A 19,780-nucleotide genomic window follows, 5' to 3' on the forward strand; every position below is an offset into this window, starting at 1 on the left:
GATTACACCCCTTCAGCGACATAACGAGCGATGATGTCGCCCATCTCATCGGTACTGACAGCGGCGGCGCCACGGGCTAAGTCGCCGGTGCGTACGCCTTCTTCTAATGCACGATTGATAGCGCCTTCGATGGCGTCAGCCGCGTCGCCTGCATTCAGGCTGTAACGCAGCAGCAGCGCCAGCGACAGGATCTGCGCAATCGGGTTGGCGATATTTTTCCCGGCTATATCCGGCGCGGAGCCGCCTGCCGGTTCATACAGACCAAAACCTTGTTCGTTCAGGCTGGCGGAAGGCAGCATGCCCATCGAACCGGTGATCATGGCGCATTCGTCGGAAAGAATGTCGCCGAACAGGTTGGAACACAGCAGCACGTCAAACTGGGACGGATCTTTAATCAACTGCATGGTGGCGTTGTCGATATACATATGCGCCAGTTCAACGTCGGGGTATTCGCCCGCGATTTCGTTGACGATTTCGCGCCACAGCAGCGAGGTTTGCAGCACGTTGGCTTTATCGATCGAGTGGACTTTTTTGCGGCGTTTGCGCGCTGATTCAAACGCGATACGCGCAATGCGCTCGATTTCAAAACGGTGATAGATCTCGGTATCAAATGCTTTTTCATGCTGACCGCTACCTTCGCGGCCTTTCGGTTGACCGAAGTAGATGCCGCCGGTCAGTTCGCGCACGCACAGAATGTCGAAGCCGTTGGCGGCGATGTCTTCGCGCAGCGGACAGAATGCTTCCAGACCCTGATACAGTTTTGCCGGGCGCAAATTACTGAACAGTTTGAAGTGCTTACGCAGCGGCAGCAACGCGCCGCGTTCCGGCTGCTGCGCCGGCGGCAGATTTTCCCATTTCGGACCGCCGACAGAGCCGAACAGAATCGCATCGGCTTGTTCGCAGCCTTCAACCGTGGCCTGCGGCAGCGGGTTACCGTGACGATCGATGGCAATGCCGCCGACATCATAATGGCTGGTGGAAATACGCATACCAAAACGGTTACGTACGGCTTCCAGAACTTTCAGCGCTTGTGCCATTACTTCCGGACCGATACCGTCACCCGGCAACACAGCAATATGGTAATTCTTCGACATCACACGGTTTCCTTGTTGTTTTCTTTGTTCTGAGCCTGGCGTTGCAACTCTTTTTCGACTTCGGCGGCGCGCCAGATGTTGTTCAGTACGTGCACCATGGCTTTGGCGGAGGATTCCACAATATCGGTCGCCAGACCGACGCCGTGGAAGCGGCGACCGTTGTAGTTCACCACGATATCAACCTGACCCAACGCGTCTTTGCCCTGGCCTTTGGCGCTCAAATCGTATTTCACCAGTTCGATGTCATAGGCCGTCACACGGTTAATGGCCTGGTAGACCGCATCGACCGGGCCGTTGCCGTTGGCGGCTTCGGCTTTGATCTCTTCGCCACACGCCAGCTTCACAGACGCGGTGGCGATATCGTTGGAGCCGGACTGCACGCTGAAGTAATCCAGGCGGAAATGTTCTGGCTCTTCCTGCTGTTTATTAATGAATGCCAGCGCTTCCAGATCGTAATCAAAGACCTGGCCTTTTTTATCCGCCAGCTTCAGGAAAGCCTCGTACAGATTATCCAGGTTGTAGTCGGCTTCTTTGTAGCCCATCTCTTCCATGCGGTGTTTCACCGCAGCGCGCCCGGAACGGGAGGTCAGGTTCAACTGAACCTGATTCAGACCGATGGATTCCGGGGTCATGATTTCGTAGTTTTCGCGGTTTTTCAGCACGCCGTCCTGGTGAATACCGGAGGAGTGGGCAAATGCGCCGGTGCCAACAATGGCTTTATTCGCCGGAATCGGCATATTGCAAATCTGGCTGACGGTCTGGCTGGTGCGCCAGATTTCATGGTGATTGATTTGGGTGTGCACGTTCATGATGTCTTTGCGCACTTTTATTGCCATGATCACCTCTTCCAGCGAGCAGTTACCGGCGCGTTCGCCGATACCGTTCATTGCGCCTTCTACCTGGCGTGCGCCGGCGTGTACTGCGGCGATGGCGTTGCCCACGGCCAAGCCTAAGTCGTCATGGGTGTGAACAGAGATAATGGCTTTATCGATATTTGGTACGCGTTCGTACAGACCGGAGATGATATTGGCGAACTCGAACGGCATGGTGTAACCCACGGTGTCCGGGATGTTGATGGTTTTCGCACCGGCATTGATGGCGGCTTCAACGACGCGCGCCAGATCGTCAATCGGGGTGCGGCCTGCATCTTCACACGAGAATTCCACGTCGTCGGTATAGTTGCGAGCGCGTTTAACCATGTAAATGGCGCGTTCAATCACTTCATCCAGCGTGCTGCGCAGCTTGGTTGCGATATGCATTGGCGAGGTGGCAATGAATGTGTGGATACGGAACGCTTCGGCAACTTTTAACGACTCTGCTGCAACATCAATATCTTTTTCGACGCAGCGGGCGAGGGCGCAAACGCGGCTGTTTTTTACCTGGCGCGCAATGGTTTGTACGGATTCAAAATCGCCCGGGGAAGAGACCGGAAAACCCACTTCCATCACATCAACGCCCATACGCTCCAGCGCCAGGGCGATTTGCAGCTTCTCTTTCACGCTCAGGCTCGCCTGTAACGCCTGTTCACCATCACGTAATGTGGTATCGAAAATAACGACTTGCTGGCTCATGGTTTAGGTCCTTGTCTCTTAGGTCGCCTCGCTACGAGCATAAAAAAACCCGCGCCAAGGCGCGGGTTCTTAGTCTTAACTGGAAGGACGATTCAACTCAGAATGTCGCCCACCGGTCTACCGCGCACGAGAGATGCGTTTAGTAGTAGTAGACCAGCGAAACCGACGTTGCGAATCATGAATCATGCTCCAGGTGAATGCGATATGCTTTTAGTGGTACTGGATACGTAAGTTAATGTCAACCCCTCGTCTGAAAAGCGTGGCTGAAGAGCGCCGATTATTTTGTTGCGCTTTAGTTAATAATTCTGCCTATACGATGGAAATACGTTTTTCATGCTTACGCATTACCGGTTGTATCTGGCGTTACGTAGTATTTAAAGTCTTCCGTAAAAGCGAAGTGAATAATCGAGTGATGTGTAAAGGAAAACAGCGATAGAGATATATTTTTATTGTGATTACAGAATGTTTGGTAAGGTAAAAATATATGAAGAACTCCCTTAATTTAAGATGAAAAAGTTAATTTTCATTCGCCTGGAAAATAAAACAGGAGCTTTATATATTCCTAATTTGTCACACCGTACTTCTAATAATGTTATATGCGTGATAAATCATCTTCCTGAATATTATTATTACGCAGGTCGAGGGAGCTCATGATGACGACGGATTGCAAAATACCTGGTGAAGATGTTTATAATCAGCATGTTAATGAAGAGGGGAAACCGCAGTTACGTTCTGTCGATCTCAATTTACTGACTGTTTTTGATGCAGTAATGCAGGAACAAAATATCACCCGCGCGGCACATGTTCTGGGAATGTCGCAACCCGCAGTAAGTAATGCTGTTGCGCGGCTTAAAGTCATGTTTAATGACGAACTTTTTGTTCGCTATGGGCGTGGGATCCAGCCAACGGCGCGCTCGTATCAACTTTTTGGTTCTATCCGCCAGGCGCTGCAATTGGTGCAAAATGAACTGCCCGGTTCCGGATTCGATCCGCTTAGTAGTGAACGTGTATTTAATCTGTGTGTTTGTAGCCCGCTGGATAATCTTTTAACGTCAGCGATTTACAATCGCGTAGAGAAAATTGCCCCCGGTATTAATTTAGTATTTAAATCCGATCTTAATCACAGCACCGAGCACCAGCTGCGTTATCAGGAAATTGAGTTTGTGATTGGCTACGAAGAGTTTCGCCGGCCTGAATTTTCATGTATCCCACTATTTAATGATGAAATGGTACTGGTCGTCAGCCATCAGCATCCCCGCCTCAATGCGCTCACCACAGAAAACGCCATCTTCAGAGAACAGCATGCGGTGGTTTCGCTGGACCGGTACGCGTCATTTAGCCAGCCATGGTATGACAGCGTAGATAAATGCAGTTGTATTGCTTATCAGGGGATGGCGCTGACCAGCGTATTAAGCGTGGTTTCGCAAACTCATCTGGTGGCGATTGCACCGCGCTGGTTAGTGAAGACATTTGCTGAAGGGCTGGATTTAGCGATGCTGCCGCTCCCGTTAGATCTGAAGAGCCGCACGTGTTACCTCTCCTGGCATGAAGCCGCAGGCAGAGATAAGGGCCATCAATGGATGGAAGAGCTTCTGGTGTCGGTGTGTAGCCATTAGCCAGTGGGCAGAATCATCCAGCGGTGAAAGCGTTTGGTTATTCTGCTCTGTTTTTTTCTGGCAGTATTTTGTCCTGATTTACGTCTGTCGCAATGACAGACGATGTTGCAAAAATGGATCAATTACTGGACAACTTCGTATTCGGATGATGAATGGTCATCGTCTTTGCTTATCACAGATGTTTCCACCAATTCTGCGTTTCTGACGTCGTTTTTTCACTTTTGTACAGGCTTCACCGCAAGGGCTTGCTAATTGCCTGCCAGATTTTGAGCGGTTATGGTAACTGCCATTCATAATCAGAGTGCAGGGATTTCCTGTTCTGAACAGAGCGACAGCGCGGAAATGATTTTCGCCGTCAGTCGACAAACGTAAGCCTGGAGGCAAAGCATGGAGATGTTGTCTGGAGCCGAGATGGTCGTCCGATCGCTTATCGATCAAGGCGTAAAGAAAGTATTCGGCTATCCCGGAGGCGCGGTTCTTGATATCTACGATGCCCTGCATACCGTCGGCGGTATTGAACACGTGCTGGTTCGCCACGAACAGGCGGCGGTACATATGGCTGATGGTCTGGCGCGGGCGACAGGTGAAGTGGGCGTGGTCCTGGTAACTTCCGGCCCCGGCGCGACCAACGCCATTACCGGCATCGCTACGGCATATATGGATTCTATTCCGCTAGTGGTGCTCTCCGGTCAGGTTGCAACGTCGCTGATTGGCTATGATGCTTTCCAGGAGTGCGACATGGTGGGGATCTCCCGCCCGGTGGTAAAACACAGTTTTTTAGTCAAACAAACGGAAGATATTCCCGGTGTATTAAAGAAAGCTTTCTGGCTTGCCGCCAGTGGTCGCCCTGGACCGGTAGTGGTGGATTTGCCGAAAGACATTATGAACCCGGCCAATAAGCTGCCTTACGTCTGGCCGGAATCCGTCAGCATGCGTTCCTATAACCCGACAACGCAGGGACATAAAGGTCAGATTAAGCGCGCCTTACAAACGCTGGCGGCGGCGAAAAAGCCGGTGGTCTATGTTGGCGGTGGCGCGATCAATTCAGCCTGTGAAGTACAACTACGCCAGCTTGCTGAAAAACTGAATTTACCGGTTGTCTCTTCATTGATGGGGCTGGGGGCATTTCCTGCTTCCCACCGACAGGCGCTCGGCATGCTGGGCATGCACGGGACTTACGAAGCCAATATGACGATGCACCATTCGGATGTCATCTTTGCCGTTGGCGTGCGTTTTGACGATCGCACCACCAACAATCTGGCGAAATATTGCCCGGATGCGACGGTGCTGCATATCGATATCGATCCGACGTCTATTTCCAAAACCGTGCAGGCAGATATTCCGATTGTTGGTGATGCGCGGCTGGTGCTGGAACAGATGCTGGAATTGCTGGATCAGGAAGCGTATCCGCAGCCGTTAGATGAGATTCGCGACTGGTGGCTGCGCATCGATCAATGGCGCGCCCGCCAGTGCCTGAAATACGATACCCAAAGTGAGAGCATTAAACCGCAGGCGGTGATCGAAGCGGCCTGGCGCCTGACGAAAGGTGAGGCTTACGTGACATCAGATGTCGGCCAACACCAGATGTTCGCCGCGCTTTACTACCGCTTTGATAAGCCGCGCCGCTGGATCAACTCCGGCGGGCTGGGCACGATGGGATTCGGTTTGCCTGCGGCGCTCGGCGTGAAGATGGCGTTGCCGGATGAGACGGTGATTTGCGTGACCGGCGATGGCAGTATCCAGATGAACATTCAGGAGCTTTCTACCGCTTTACAGTATGAACTGCCGGTGCTGGTGCTCAATCTTAACAACCGTTACCTGGGCATGGTGAAGCAGTGGCAGGACATGATTTATTCTGGTCGCCATTCGCAATCGTATATGGAGTCACTACCTGATTTCGCCCGCCTGGCGGAAGCCTATGGCCATGTTGGGATCCGCATTACGCGCCCGGATGAGCTGGAAGCGAAACTCGCTGAAGCACTGGAACAGGTGAAGAATAATCGCCTGGTGTTTGTTGATGTTACCGTTGACGGTAGTGAACACGTTTATCCGATGCAGATCCGCGGTGGCGGTATGGATGAGATGTGGTTAAGCAAAACGGAGAGAACCTGATTATGCGCCGGATATTGTCTGTATTACTGGAAAATGAATCGGGCGCGTTATCGCGCGTGATTGGTTTGTTCTCCCAGCGGGGTTACAACATTGAAAGCCTGACGGTTGCGCCAACCGATGATCCGACGTTATCAAGAATGACGATCCAGACCGTTGGCGATCAGAAAGTGCTCGAACAGATCGAAAAGCAACTGCACAAACTGGTTGATGTTCTGCGCGTCAACGAATTGGGGCAGGGGGCGTACGTTGAGCGCGAGATCATGCTGGTGAAAATTCAGGCCAGCGGCTACGGGCGCGAAGAGGTGAAACGCAACGCGGAAATTTTCCGTGGGCAGATCATTGACGTTACCCCTTCTATTTATACGGTCCAGCTTGCCGGAACCAGCGACAAACTGGATGCGTTTCTGGCGACGATCCGCGATGTCGCAAAAATCGTTGAAGTCGCGCGGTCTGGCGTGGTGGGGTTGTCGCGCGGCGACAAAATCATGCGTTGATCGTGATCGTTCTCTCCATTTATCTGCCCGGCCTCTTACGCCGGGCTTTTTTTTGCGAAATCATACGGAACCCGATACGAAAGCGGTTGCCGCAGTGAGTATTCTGCGCTTAGATGTTATGGAAATTAGCCTATATCCCTAAAAAGGTTATGGAGTGCACTATTTTAAGGGGCAATTGTGAAACTGGATGAAATCGCCCGGCTAGCCGGCGTCTCACGAACCACGGCCAGCTACGTCATTAATGGTAAGGCGAAGCAGTATCGTGTCAGCGACAAAACCGTCGAGAAAGTGATGGCGGTTGTTCGTGAGCATAACTACCACCCGAACGCGGTGGCGGCTGGGCTGCGAGCAGGACGAACTCGCTCGATTGGGTTGGTTATCCCCGATCTTGAAAACACGAGCTACACGCGTATTGCCAACTATCTGGAGCGGCAGGCGCGTCAGCGCGGCTATCAGCTTTTGATTGCCTGCTCTGAAGATCAGCCTGACAACGAAATGCGTTGTATTGAACATTTGCTGCAACGGCAAGTGGACGCGATCATCGTATCCACTTCTCTGCCGCCGGAGCATCCGTTCTATCAACGGTGGGCGAATGACTCCTTCCCGATCGTCGCACTCGATCGTGCGCTGGATCGTGAACACTTCACCAGTGTCGTCGGTGCCGATCAGGATGATTCGGAAATGTTGGCGGAAGAGCTGCGTAAATTCCCGGCGGAGCGTGTGCTTTACCTTGGCGCTTTGCCGGAGTTATCGGTGAGCTTCCTCCGTGAGCAGGGCTTTCGCAGCGCGTGGAAAGACGATCCGCGCGAGGTTCAGTATCTCTACGCCAACAGTTATGAGCGGGAAGCCGCTGCGCAACTGTTTGAGAAATGGCTGGAAACCAACCCGATGCCGCAAGCAATGTTTATCACCTCGTTTGCCTTATTGCAGGGGGTGCTGGATGTGACGTTGCGTCGCGACGGCAAGCTGCCATCTGATTTGGCGATTGCCACCTTCGGCGATCATGAATTGCTGGATTTCCTGCAATGCCCGGTGCTCGCGGTGGCGCAGCGTCATCGCGATGTGGCCGAACGCGTGCTGGAGATCGTGCTGGCAAGCCTTGATGAGCCACGTAAACCGAAAGCGGGGCTTAGCCGTATTCGCCGTAATCTTTACCGTCGCGGCATACTTAGCCGGGTATAGTTTCGGGTGAAAGGCAGCGACAGCTGCCTTTTTACTATTCATCTCTTACCTTTAATCAAATTATTGTTAAGACTCTCCTAAGATAAATCCTTAATTTCCCAATGGCTGCTGTTAATTTATTTTGCCCATTTCTTAAAAAACATTTTTAAAGGGTAATTGAGAAGTAACTTATCCCGGTTTTTGTATTGAATTGTTACATCTAAAAAAGGCCACGTGCATTGAATTAACGTCCATTTATCGCGTTAAGGTTTTATCATTGTGGAAATGCCGCCGCGCTGTGCGCGCGTTGATGTAACTGGTGCTGTTAACTCTCTTCAATATGTCTTAAAATGCCGCCCGCGTCGCAAACTGACACTTTATATTTCGCGCGCAGAAATTGAATGGTTTTAAACGCGCGTGCGCATATTCTGTTTTTTTTCTTGCAAATATTCATGACGTTAATTTGCCTCGTAAGCTGAGCACTATTTCACCGACGCAGATATTCGCTGCGAATAAGGGATCTTTTGTTCTGGTTAGCCATTGCGCTGGCTTGACAAGCTTTTCCTCCGCTCCGTAAACTCCCTCAGTGGGGATTTGTGGGATAAAGTGGTGTAAAAGGGTCACCTGGGGGTGAATCGGAAATGTTCCGTGGAGCGACGTTAGTCAATCTCGACAGCAAAGGGCGGTTGTCCGTTCCCACCCGATATCGGGATTTGCTGCAGGAGAATGCCTCCGGTCAAATGGTTTGCACCATTGACATCCGTCACTCATGCCTGCTGCTTTACCCTTTGCCCGAATGGGAAATTATCGAGCAAAAACTGTCGCGTCTGTCGAGCATGAACCCGCTCGAACGGCGCGTACAACGTTTGTTGCTGGGGCATGCCAGCGAGTGCCAGATGGATAGCGCCGGGCGCATTTTGATTGCGCCTGTTTTACGGCAACACGCCGGATTAACGAAAGAAGTGATGCTGGTCGGGCAGTTCAATAAATTTGAGCTGTGGGACGAAACGACCTGGTATCAACAGGTCAAGGAAGATATCGACGCTGAGCAATCGGGTTCCGAAGCGCTTTCGGATCGGTTGCAGGATTTGTCTCTGTAATGATGATGGAAAATTTTAAACACACGACGGTGCTGCTGGATGAGGCCGTTAACGGCCTGAATATTCGTCCGGATGGCATTTACATCGATGGCACTTTTGGTCGCGGTGGTCACTCGCGCTTGATCCTCTCCCAACTGGGAGCGGAAGGATGCTTGCTGGCGATCGATCGCGATCCGCAGGCGATTGCTGTAGCACAAACCATTGATGATCCCCGCTTCTCCATCATTCATGGTCCCTTTTCTGCGCTTGCTGATTATGTCAGCGAGCGTGACCTTATTGGCAAGATCGACGGCATTCTCCTCGATCTTGGCGTCTCTTCACCGCAGCTTGACGATCCGGAACGCGGCTTTTCCTTTATGCGTGATGGCCCGTTAGACATGCGTATGGATCCCACTCGCGGTCAGTCTGCCGCCGAATGGTTACAAACCGCTGATGAAGCCGACATCGCCTGGGTTTTAAAAACCTTTGGTGAGGAACGTTTTGCCAAACGTATTGCCCGCGCCATCGTCGAGCGCAACCGTCTCGATCCCATGACCCGCACCAAAGAGCTGGCGGAAGTGGTGGCGGCGGCAACGCCGGTGAAAGACAAATTCAAACATCCCGCGACCCGTACCTTCCAGGCGGTGCGCATTTGGGTGAACAGTGAACTGGAGGAGATAGAGCTGGCGCTAAAAAACTCGCTCGGCGTGCTTGCCCCGGGAGGGCGGCTTTCGATTATCAGCTTCCATTCACTGGAAGACCGCATTGTGAAACGCTTTATGCGTGAGCAAAGCCGTGGCCCGCAGGTTCCTGCCGGGTTGCCGATGACCGAAGAGCAACTCAGGAAACTGGGTGGCCGTCAGCTGCGAGCCTTAGGAAAGTTGATGCCGGGCGAAGAAGAAGTGGCTGAAAACCCACGTGCCCGTAGTTCAGTTCTGCGTATTGCAGAGAGGACGAACGCATGATCGGCAGAGTGACAGAGACCCTGAGCAAAGTGAAGGGATCGTTAGGAAGCAACGAGCGCCATGCTTTGCCTGGCGTGATCGGCGACGATCTTTTGCGATTTGGGAAACTGCCACTCTGCTTGTTCATTTGCATCATTATGACGGCAGTGACGGTGGTCACTACCGCCCATCACACGCGTTTATTAACCGCACAGCGTGAACAACTGGTTATTGAGCGCGACGCGCTGGATATCGAATGGCGCAACCTGATCCTTGAAGAGAACGCGCTCGGCGATCACAGCCGGGTTGAACGGATCGCCACAGAAAAGCTGCAAATGCAGCATGTCGATCCCTCACAGGAAAATATTGTGGTGCAGAAATAGAGATGAATAAGGAATCACGCAACGCATGAAAGCAGCGGCGAAAACGCTTAAACCGAAACGCCAGGAAGAACAGGCCAACTTTGTCAGTTGGCGTTTTGCGTTGCTTTGCGGTTGTATTCTGCTGGCACTGATGTTTCTGCTCGGACGCGTTGCCTACCTGCAAGTCGTCAATCCGGACATGCTGGTGCGTGAAGGGGATATGCGTTCCCTGCGTGTACAAGAAGTTGCGACGTCGCGCGGGATGATAACCGACCGTTCTGGCCGCCCGCTGGCGGTGAGTGTCCCGGTGAAAGCCATCTGGGCGGATCCGAAAGAGCTCCACGATGCGGGTGGTGTGACGCTCGATAATCGCTGGAAAGCGCTCTCTGACGCGCTGAATATGCCGCTCGACCAGCTTGCTTCACGCATCAATGCCAACCCGAAGATGCGCTTTATTTATCTTGCGCGTCAGGTTAACCCGGATCTCGGTGATTACATTAAAAAGCTGAAATTACCCGGGATTCATCTGCGTGAAGAGTCTCGCCGTTACTATCCATCCGGAGAAGTGACCGCTCACCTCATCGGTTTTACCAACGTCGACAGCCAGGGCATTGAAGGCGTTGAGAAGAGCTTTGATAAATGGCTCACCGGTCAGCCGGGCGAACGCATTGTGCGTAAAGACCGCTACGGGCGCGTGATAGAAGATATTTCGTCTACCGATAGCCAGGCGGCGCACAATCTCGCATTAAGTATTGATGAACGTTTGCAGGCGCTGGTCTATCGCGAGCTGAATAACGCCGTAGCGTTTAACAAAGCAGAGTCGGGCAGCGCCGTGCTGGTGGATGTGAACACCGGCGAAGTGCTGGCAATGGCCAACAGTCCTTCCTATAACCCAAACAACTTCACCGGCACATCGAAAGACGCGATGCGTAACCGCGCTATTACCGACGTATTTGAGCCGGGTTCCACCGTGAAACCGATGGTGGTTATGACCGCGTTACAGCGCGGCGTAGTGACGCCAAATACGGTGCTGAACACGGTGCCTTATCGTATTAACGGCCATGAAATCAAAGACGTGGCGCGATACAGCGAATTAACCCTCACCGGGGTCTTACAGAAGTCGAGTAACGTCGGTGTTTCTAAGCTGGCGTTAGCGATGCCCTCCTCAGCGTTAGTAGATACTTACTCACGTTTTGGCCTGGGAAAAACGACCAATTTGGGGATGGTCGGGGAACGCAGTGGCTTATTTCCTCAAAAACAACGGTGGTCTGACATAGAGAGGGCCACCTTCTCTTTCGGCTACGGGCTAATGGTAACGCCGTTACAGTTAGCGCGAGTCTACGCAACCATTGGCAGCTACGGCATCTACCGTCCGCTGTCGATCACCAAAGTTGATCCGCCAGTTCCGGGCGAACGCATCTTCAACGAATCCATTGTTCGTACCGTGGTGCACATGATGGAGAGCGTGGCGCTGCCAGGCGGTGGTGGTGTGAAAGCCGCCATCAAGGGTTATCGCATCGCGATTAAAACCGGTACGGCGAAAAAAGTCGGCCCCGATGGCCGCTATATCAATAAATACATTGCTTACACCGCTGGCGTCGCGCCTGCCAGCCGCCCGCGCTTTGCGCTGGTGGTGGTCATCAACGATCCGCAAGCGGGTAAATACTACGGTGGCGCCGTGTCCGCGCCGGTCTTTGGTGCCATCATGGGTGGCGTTCTGCGCACCATGAACATTGAACCGGATGCACTGACCACGGGCGAAAAAAGTGAATTTGTAATTAATCAAGGCGAGGGATCAGGTGGCAGATCGTAATTTGCGCGACCTTCTCGCTCCGTGGGTGCCAATGCTACCTGCGCGAGCGCTACGAGAGATGACACTCGACAGCCGTGTGGCTGCCTCGGGCGATCTTTTTGTGGCAGTGGTCGGTCATCAGGCGGACGGGCGTCGATATATCCCGCAGGCGATTGCGCAAGGTGTTGCTGCCATTATTGCTGAAGCGAAAGATGAAGCGAATGACGGTGAAGTTCGTGAAATGCACGGCGTTCCGGTCATTTACCTCAGCCAGTTGAATGAGCGTCTTTCCGCGCTGGCAGGTCGTTTTTATGGTGAGCCTTCCGGGCAATTACGTCTTATCGGCGTAACCGGTACTAACGGTAAGACCACCACCACACAGTTACTGGCGCAGTGGAGCCAACTGCTTGGCGAAACCAGCGCGGTGATGGGCACGGTGGGCAACGGTCTGTTGGGTAACGTCGTACCGACGGAAAATACCACCGGATCTGCTGTCGACGTTCAGCATGTCATTGCCGGCCTGGCGGCGCAAAACGCGACCTTTGCGGCGATGGAAGTCTCTTCCCATGGCCTGGTACAGCATCGCGTGGCGGCACTGAAATTTGCCGCCAGCGTGTTCACCAATTTAAGCCGCGATCACCTGGATTATCACGGTGATATGGCGAACTACGAAGCCGCGAAATGGCTGTTGTTCTCTTCTCATCATTATGGTCAGGCGATCATTAATGCCGACGACGAAGTTGGCCGTCGCTGGCTGGCCAAATTACCGGACGCCGTTGCGGTATCGATGGAAGACAATATCAATCCGGACTGTCATGGTCGCTGGTTGAAAGCCGTGAGCGTTGATTATCACGACAGCGGTGCGACGATCCATTTCGACTCCTCATGGGGCGAAGGTGAAATTGAAAGCCGCCTGATGGGTGCGTTTAACGTCAGTAATCTGCTGCTGGCGCTGGCGACGTTGCTGGCGCTGGGTTACCCGCTGAGTGAACTGCTGAAAACCGCATCACGTCTGCAACCAGTTTGCGGTCGTATGGAAGTGTTCAGCGCGCCGGGTAAACCCACCGTGGTGGTGGATTATGCCCATACGCCGGATGCGCTGGAAAAAGCGCTGCAGGCGGCGCGTCTGCACTGCACTGGCAAACTGTGGTGCGTGTTTGGCTGCGGCGGCGATCGCGATAAAGGCAAACGTCCATTAATGGGCGCGATTGCTGAGCAGTTCTCTGATGTACCGGTGGTGACGGACGACAATCCGCGTACCGAGGAGCCGCGCGCCATTATTAATGACATCCTCGCGGGCATGCTGGATGCGGGTCAGGCTCGCGTGGTGGAAGGCCGGGCAGAAGCGGTGACCAATGCCATCATGCAAGCCAAAGAGAACGATGTCGTGCTGCTGGCCGGTAAAGGCCACGAAGATTATCAGATTGTGGGTACACGCCGTCTGGATTACTCCGACCGCGTCACCGCGGCGCGTTTGCTGGGGGTAGTAGCATGATTAGCGTAACGCTGAGTCAACTTACCCGCACGCTGCACGCAGAACTGCACGGCCAGGATGTGGTGATTGAGGCGGTAACCAGCGACACACGTAAACTGACGCCGGGCTGCCTGTTTGTTGCGCTGAAAGGCGAGCGTTTTGATGCTCACGACTTCGCTGACAAAGCGAAAGAAGGGGGCGCGGGCGCGCTGCTGGTGAGCCGAAAACTGGATATCGACCTGCCGCAGTTAGTGGTGCAGGACACCCGCCAGGCCTTTGGCGAACTGGCTGCCTGGGTTCGCCAGCAAGTACCAACGCGCGTGGTGGCGCTGACCGGTTCTTCCGGCAAGACGTCAGTGAAAGAGATGACCGCTGCTATTCTCAGCGAATGCGGCAATACGCTCTACACCGCCGGCAATCTTAACAATGATATTGGCGTGCCAATGACCTTGTTGCGCCTGACCAAAGAGCACCAGTTTGCGGTGATTGAACTGGGGGCGAACCACCAGGGCGAAATCGCCTGGACTGTTAGCTTGACGCGCCCGGAAGCGGCGCTGGTCAATAACCTGGCGGCAGCGCATCTGGAAGGCTTTGGCTCGCTTGCCGGTGTGGCGAAAGCGAAAGGCGAAATCTACACCGGTCTGCCCGCTAACGGTATCGCCATTATGAATGCCGACAATAATGACTGGCTGAACTGGCAGAGCATCATTGGCGATCGCAAAGTCTGGCGCTTCTCCCCCAACGCAGCGAACAGCGATTTTACCGCGACGAATGTACATGTGACTTCACATGGCACTGAGTTCACGCTGCAAACCCCAACCGGCAATGTGGATGTCACTCTGCCACTGCCGGGTCGCCACAACATCGCCAATTCGCTGGCAGCAACGGCGCTGGCAATGGCGGTTGGCGCAAGCCTGGACGCGGTAAAACGCGGGCTGGCAAACCTGAAAGCCGTACCGGGGCGCTTATTCCCGGTGCAGTTGGGTGAAAACCAACTGCTGCTGGATGACACCTATAACGCCAACGTTGGTTCTATGACCGCGGCTGCCCATGTGTTGTCCGAAATGCCGGGTTACCGGGTGATGGTGGTTGGCGATATGGCCGAACTGGGTGATGAGAGCGAAGCGTGTCATATCCAGGTCGGTGAAGCGGCGAAAGCCGTCGGCATTGATAAAGTTCTGAGCGTCGGCACGTTGAGCAAAGCGTTGAGCAAAGCCAGCGGCGTAGGCGAGCATTTTAACGATAAAGCGGCAGTGACAGCGCGCTTAAAGGCGCTCATCGCTGAGCAGAAAATTATTACTATTTTGGTGAAAGGTTCACGTAGCTCCGCCATGGAAGAGGTGGTACGCGAATTACAGGAGAACGGGACATGTTAGTGTGGCTGGCCGAACATTTGGTCAAATATTATTCCGGCTTTAACGTCTTTTCCTATTTGACGTTTCGCGCCATTGTCAGCCTGCTGACCGCGCTCTTCATCTCCTTGTGGATGGGGCCGCGCATGATTGCCCGCTTGCAAAAACTCTCTTTTGGTCAGGTTGTACGTAACGACGGCCCGGAATCGCACTTCAGCAAACGCGGTACGCCGACGATGGGCGGGATCATGATCCTGACCGCGATTGTGGTTTCTGTTGTGCTATGGGCGTACCCATCCAATCCGTACGTCTGGTGTGTTCTTGTCGTGTTGGTGGGTTATGGCGCGATTGGCTTTGTCGATGACTACCGCAAAGTGGTGCGCAAAGACACCAAAGGCCTGATTGCACGCTGGAAGTATTTCTGGATGTCGGTTATCGCGCTGGGCGTAGCGTTTGCGCTCTATCTGGCGGGCAAAGATACCCCCGCGACCGAGCTGGTGGTGCCGTTCTTTAAAGATGTCATGCCGCAACTGGGTATGTTTTACATTCTGCTGGCTTATTTCGTGATTGTTGGCACCGGTAACGCGGTCAACCTGACGGATGGTCTGGATGGCCTGGCGATTATGCCGACGGTCTTCGTTGCTGGCGGTTTTGCGCTGGTGGCGTGGGCGACCGGCAACATGAACTTTGCTAACTATCTGCACATTCCTTATCTGCGTCATGCAGGGGAACTGGTGATTGTCTGTACGGCGATTGTCGGTGCTGGGTTAGGGTTCTTGTGGTTTAACACCTATCCGGCACAGGTTTTTATGGGCGATGTCGGTTCACTGGCGCTGGGCGGCGCGCTGGGCATTATCGCCGTGCTGCTGCGGCAGGAGTTCCTGCTGGTGATCATGGGCGGGGTGTTTGTGGTGGAAACACTGTCGGTCATTTTGCAGGTTGGTTCATTCAAACTGCGCGGCCAACGTATTTTCCGTATGGCGCCGATTCATCACCACTATGAACTGAAAGGCTGGCCGGAACCGCGCGTGATCGTGCGCTTCTGGATTATTTCGCTGATGCTGGTGCTGATTGGCCTGGCAACGCTGAAGGTACGTTAATCATGGCTGATTACCAGGGTAAAAAAGTCGTCATCATCGGTTTGGGTCTCACAGGCCTTTCCTGCGTGGACTTTTTCCTCGCACGCGGTGTCACACCGCGTGTGATGGATACGCGCGTTTCTCCGCCGGGGCTGGACAAGCTGCCGGAGGCGGTGGATCGCCATCTTGGTAGTCTTAACGATGACTGGTTGCTGGCCGCCGATCTGGTTGTTGCGAGCCCGGGCATCGCGCTGGCGCATCCTTCTTTGAGCGCGGCGGCAGATGCTGGCGTTGAGATTGTTGGCGATATCGAGCTGTTTTGCCGTGAAGCGCAGGCACCGGTTATCGCGATTACCGGTTCCAACGGCAAAAGTACCGTGACCAAGCTGGTCGGGGAGATGGCCGAAGCTGCCGGGATGAACGTCGGGGTCGGCGGTAATATCGGTCTGCCAGCGTTGATGCTCCTCGACGATGCGCGCGAACTTTATGTGCTGGAGCTTTCCAGCTTCCAGCTGGAAACCACCTCCAGCCTGCACGCGGCGGCGGCCACCATCCTGAACGTCACGGAAGATCATATGGATCGCTATCCGTTTGGGTTGCAGCAATATCGTGCTGCCAAGCTGCGCGTCTATGAAAACGCGAAAGTGTGTGTCGTGAATGCTGATGACGCATTGACGATGCCGGTACGCGGCGCGGATGAACGTTGTGTCAGTTTTGGCGTTGATGTCGGCGATTACCACTTAAACCGCCAACAGGGTGAAACCTGGCTGCGCGTGAAAGGTGAGAAAGTGCTGAATGTGGCTGAGATGAAACTGAGCGGCCAGCACAACTACACCAACGCGCTGGCAGCGCTGGCGTTGGCGGATGCCGTCGGTTTACCGCGCGCCAGCAGTCTGAAAGCGCTGACGACATTTACCGGGCTGGCGCACCGCTTCCAGCTGGCGCTGGAGCATAACGGCGTGCGCTGGATCAACGACTCGAAAGCAACGAACGTCGGTAGCACCGAAGCGGCGCTGAATGGCCTGCATGTCGAGGGTACGCTGCATTTGCTGCTCGGCGGTGACGGGAAATCGGCAGATTTCTCCCCGTTGAAGCGTTACCTGAGCGGCGATCGTATTCGTCTTTACTGCTTCGGCCGTGACGGCGCGGAGCTGGCGGCGCTGCGCCCGGAAATCGCGGAACAAACCGAGACAATGGATCAGGCCATGCGGCTCATCGCGACTCGTGTACAGCCGGGCGATATGGTGCTGTTGTCACCCGCTTGCGCCAGCCTCGATCAGTTTAAAAATTTCGAACAACGGGGTGATGTCTTTACCCGTCTGGCGCAGGAGTTAGGCTGATGCGTTTAACGCTCCCCCGCCCAAGAATGCCGCGCCTGCCAGGATTGAGTATCCTGGCCTGGTTGTTTACGGCGTTAAAAGGCTGGGTCATGGGCTCGCGACAGAAGGACACTGATAGCCTGGTCATGTATGACCGCACGCTGCTGTGGCTGACGCTGGGCCTTGCGGCAATTGGCTTTATCATGGTGACGTCGGCGTCGATGCCAGTTGGACAGCGTCTGACGGACGATCCCTTCTTCTTTGCCAAGCGTCACGCGCTGTATCTGTTCCTGGCGTTTTGTATGTCGATGGTGACATTGCGGCTGCCAATGGATTTCTGGCAAAAATACAGCTCAGCAATGCTGATCGCCGCGATCATCATGCTGCTGGTGGTGCTGGTTGTGGGGAGTTCGATCAACGGGGCATCGCGCTGGATTGACCTCGGGCTGATGCGTTTCCAGCCAGCGGAGTTCACCAAGCTGTCGCTGTTCTGCTATCTGGCGAACTACCTGGTGCGCAAAGTAGACGAAGTGCGAAACAACCTGCGCGGCTTCTTAAAACCGATGGGCGTGATCCTGGTGCTGGCGGTGTTGTTACTGGCGCAGCCGGACCTTGGTACGGTGGTTGTACTGTTTATCACCACGCTGGCGATGCTGTTCCTGGCGGGGGCGAAGTTGTGGCAGTTCATCGCCATTATCGGGATGGGTATTTCCGCAGTGGTACTGCTGATCCTTGCCGAACCTTATCGTATTCGCCGCGTAACGTCGTTCTGGAACCCGTGGGAAGATCCCTTTGGTAGCGGTTATCAGCTTACCCAGTCATTAATGGCGTTTGGCCGCGGTGAATTGTGGGGCCAGGGCTTAGGTAATTCGATTCAGAAACTTGAGTATCTGCCGGAAGCGCACACCGACTTTATCTTCTCCATTATCGGCGAAGAACTCGGTTATATCGGTGTGGTAGTGGCACTTTTAATGGTATTCTTCGTCGCTTTCCGCGCCATGTCTATCGGGCGTAAAGCGCTGGAAATCGATCATCGTTTTTCTGGTTTTCTGGCCTGCTCAATAGGTATCTGGTTTAGCTTCCAGGCGCTGGTTAACGTTGGTGCGGCGGCGGGTATGTTGCCGACCAAAGGGTTAACGCTGCCGCTTATCAGTTACGGTGGTTCCAGTTTATTAATTATGTCAGTGGCGATTACGCTGCTGCTACGCATAGATTATGAAACGCGTCTGGAGAAAGCCCAGGCGTTTACTCGAGGTGTGTGATGAGTGGTCAACCAAAGCGGTTAATGGTGATGGCGGGCGGTACCGGCGGGCATGTGTTCCCCGGTCTTGCGGTCGCGCACCATTTAATGGATCAGGGCTGGCAAGTGCGCTGGCTTGGAACCGCCGATCGCATGGAGGCTGATCTGGTGCCGAAGCACGGCATTGAGATCGATTTCATCCGCATCTCTGGTCTGCGCGGCAAAGGTATTAAGGCGCAGTTGCTGGCGCCGGTGCGTATCTTCAATGCCTGGCGTCAGGCGCGCGCCATTATGCAACGCTTTAAGCCTGATGTGGTGCTGGGGATGGGCGGCTATGTTTCCGGTCCTGGCGGGCTCGCGGCCTGGTCGCTTGGTATTCCGGTGGTGCTGCATGAGCAAAACGGCATTGCCGGTTTGACCAACAAATGGCTGGCGAAAATCGCCACCAAAGTGATGCAGGCGTTTCCGGGCGCTTTCCCGACAGCGGAAGTGGTGGGGAACCCGGTGCGTGTCGATGTGTTGGCGCTGCCGCTGCCGCAGCAACGCTTGCCCGGTCGCGAAGGCCCGGTGCGGGTGCTGGTTGTTGGTGGTTCGCAAGGCGCGCGCGTACTTAACCAGACGATGCCGCAGGTTGCGGCAAAGTTAGGAGCCGCGGTCACTATCTGGCATCAGAGCGGGAAAGGTGCCCAGCAGGAGGTTGAGCGAGCTTATGCAAGCGCTGGCGAACCTCAGCATAAAGTTACTGAATTTATTGACGATATGGCACAAGCCTATGCGTGGGCGGATGTGGTGGTGTGCCGCTCTGGGGCGTTGACGGTTAGCGAGATCGCCGCAGCAGGTTTACCGGCGCTGTTTGTACCGTTCCAGCACAAAGACCGGCAGCAGTACTGGAATGCCTTGCCGCTGGAAAAAGCGGGCGCAGCGAAGATTCTGGAGCAACCGCAATTTACCGTAGATGCGGTGGCTGCAACGCTCGCGGGCTGGAACCGCGAAGTATTACTGGAGATGGCCGAACGCGCGCGCGCGGCAGCGATCCCGGATGCTACCGAACGGGTGGCAAACGAAGTGAGCCTGGCAGCTCAGGCATAAAT

The 19,780-nt window shown here is 54.2% G+C and carries 17 protein-coding genes; 14 read left to right on the forward strand and 3 right to left on the reverse strand.

What is annotated here, in order from left to right; genetic code table 11:
• Nucleotides 1-2 precede the first annotated feature (2 nt).
• The 3 genes from leuB to leuL all read right to left on the reverse strand — a co-directional run bounded on the left by leuB (nt 3) and on the right by leuL (nt 2,844).
• Entirely contained in the window at nt 3-1,094 is a 1,092-nt protein-coding gene (gene leuB, locus DFO56_RS09620; protein WP_020456534.1) for a 3-isopropylmalate dehydrogenase, read from the reverse strand.
• A complete protein-coding gene (leuA, locus tag DFO56_RS09625) occupies nt 1,094-2,665 on the reverse strand; it encodes a 2-isopropylmalate synthase (protein ID WP_045511909.1) in 1,572 nt (523 codons plus the stop codon). Before leuA ends, leuB begins: the two co-directional genes overlap by 1 nt.
• A 92-nt stretch (nt 2,666-2,757) precedes the next feature.
• On the reverse strand, nt 2,758-2,844 hold the full coding sequence (leuL, locus tag DFO56_RS25145; protein ID WP_110093646.1) for a leu operon leader peptide: 87 nt from the start codon (nt 2,842-2,844) through the stop codon (nt 2,758-2,760).
• A gap of 474 nt (nt 2,845-3,318) precedes the next feature.
• On the opposite strand from leuL, the gene leuO reads away from it, so the two are divergent.
• The 14 genes from leuO (at nt 3,319) to murG (ending at nt 19,778) form a co-directional block, all read left to right on the forward strand.
• A complete protein-coding gene (gene leuO / locus DFO56_RS09635; protein ID WP_020456536.1) occupies nt 3,319-4,281 on the forward strand; it encodes a transcriptional regulator LeuO in 963 nt (320 codons plus the stop codon).
• Nucleotides 4,282-4,668: 387 nt separating this feature from the next.
• A complete protein-coding gene (gene ilvI, locus DFO56_RS09640) occupies nt 4,669-6,393 on the forward strand; it encodes an acetolactate synthase 3 large subunit (RefSeq protein ID WP_044489561.1) in 1,725 nt (574 codons plus the stop codon).
• Nucleotides 6,394-6,395: 2 nt separating this feature from the next.
• Entirely contained in the window at nt 6,396-6,887 is a 492-nt protein-coding gene (gene ilvN, locus DFO56_RS09645) for an acetolactate synthase small subunit (protein ID WP_007373137.1), read from the forward strand.
• A 177-nt stretch (nt 6,888-7,064) separates the two neighbouring features.
• A complete protein-coding gene (gene cra, locus DFO56_RS09650; RefSeq protein WP_020456538.1) occupies nt 7,065-8,069 on the forward strand; it encodes a catabolite repressor/activator in 1,005 nt (334 codons plus the stop codon).
• Between the two features lie 620 nt (nt 8,070-8,689).
• Nucleotides 8,690-9,148 carry a division/cell wall cluster transcriptional repressor MraZ gene (mraZ, locus tag DFO56_RS09660; RefSeq protein ID WP_017457919.1) on the forward strand — a complete coding sequence of 153 codons (459 nt, stop codon included), beginning with the start codon at nt 8,690-8,692 and terminating at the stop codon, nt 9,146-9,148.
• A 2-nt stretch (nt 9,149-9,150) separates the two neighbouring features.
• The gene (gene rsmH, locus DFO56_RS09665; protein ID WP_045512058.1) at nt 9,151-10,092 is read left to right on the forward strand and encodes a 16S rRNA (cytosine(1402)-N(4))-methyltransferase RsmH; all 942 of its coding nucleotides are present in this window, start codon (nt 9,151-9,153) and stop codon (nt 10,090-10,092) included.
• Nucleotides 10,089-10,454, forward strand: coding sequence for a cell division protein FtsL (gene ftsL, locus DFO56_RS09670; RefSeq protein WP_017457921.1), 366 nt, complete (start codon nt 10,089-10,091; stop codon nt 10,452-10,454). The genes rsmH and ftsL overlap by 4 nt, the downstream gene beginning before the upstream one ends.
• A gap of 25 nt (nt 10,455-10,479) precedes the next feature.
• On the forward strand, nt 10,480-12,246 hold the full coding sequence (locus tag DFO56_RS09675) for a peptidoglycan glycosyltransferase FtsI (RefSeq protein ID WP_020456541.1): 1,767 nt from the start codon (nt 10,480-10,482) through the stop codon (nt 12,244-12,246).
• Nucleotides 12,233-13,720 (forward strand): UDP-N-acetylmuramoyl-L-alanyl-D-glutamate--2,6-diaminopimelate ligase, encoded by a 1,488-nt coding sequence (gene murE, locus DFO56_RS09680; RefSeq protein ID WP_045511913.1) that lies wholly within the window; start codon nt 12,233-12,235, stop codon nt 13,718-13,720. Before DFO56_RS09675 ends, murE begins: the two co-directional genes overlap by 14 nt.
• The gene (gene murF / locus DFO56_RS09685) at nt 13,717-15,075 is read left to right on the forward strand and encodes a UDP-N-acetylmuramoyl-tripeptide--D-alanyl-D-alanine ligase (RefSeq protein WP_045511916.1); all 1,359 of its coding nucleotides are present in this window, start codon (nt 13,717-13,719) and stop codon (nt 15,073-15,075) included. Before murE ends, murF begins: the two co-directional genes overlap by 4 nt.
• Nucleotides 15,069-16,151 (forward strand): phospho-N-acetylmuramoyl-pentapeptide-transferase, encoded by a 1,083-nt coding sequence (gene mraY, locus DFO56_RS09690; protein ID WP_020456544.1) that lies wholly within the window; start codon nt 15,069-15,071, stop codon nt 16,149-16,151. Before murF ends, mraY begins: the two co-directional genes overlap by 7 nt.
• Before the next feature lie 2 nt (nt 16,152-16,153).
• Entirely contained in the window at nt 16,154-17,470 is a 1,317-nt protein-coding gene (gene murD / locus DFO56_RS09695; protein ID WP_045511919.1) for a UDP-N-acetylmuramoyl-L-alanine--D-glutamate ligase, read from the forward strand.
• The gene (gene ftsW, locus DFO56_RS09700; RefSeq protein WP_020456546.1) at nt 17,470-18,711 is read left to right on the forward strand and encodes a cell division protein FtsW; all 1,242 of its coding nucleotides are present in this window, start codon (nt 17,470-17,472) and stop codon (nt 18,709-18,711) included. The genes murD and ftsW overlap by 1 nt, the downstream gene beginning before the upstream one ends.
• Nucleotides 18,711-19,778, forward strand: a complete 1,068-nt coding sequence (gene murG, locus DFO56_RS09705; RefSeq protein ID WP_045511922.1) for an undecaprenyldiphospho-muramoylpentapeptide beta-N-acetylglucosaminyltransferase — start codon at nt 18,711-18,713, stop codon at nt 19,776-19,778. The genes ftsW and murG overlap by 1 nt, the downstream gene beginning before the upstream one ends.
• Nucleotides 19,779-19,780 lie beyond the last annotated feature (2 nt).

It is taken from the genome of Kosakonia sp. AG348, from assembly GCF_003337365.1.
GTDB lineage: Bacteria > Pseudomonadota > Gammaproteobacteria > Enterobacterales > Enterobacteriaceae > Kosakonia.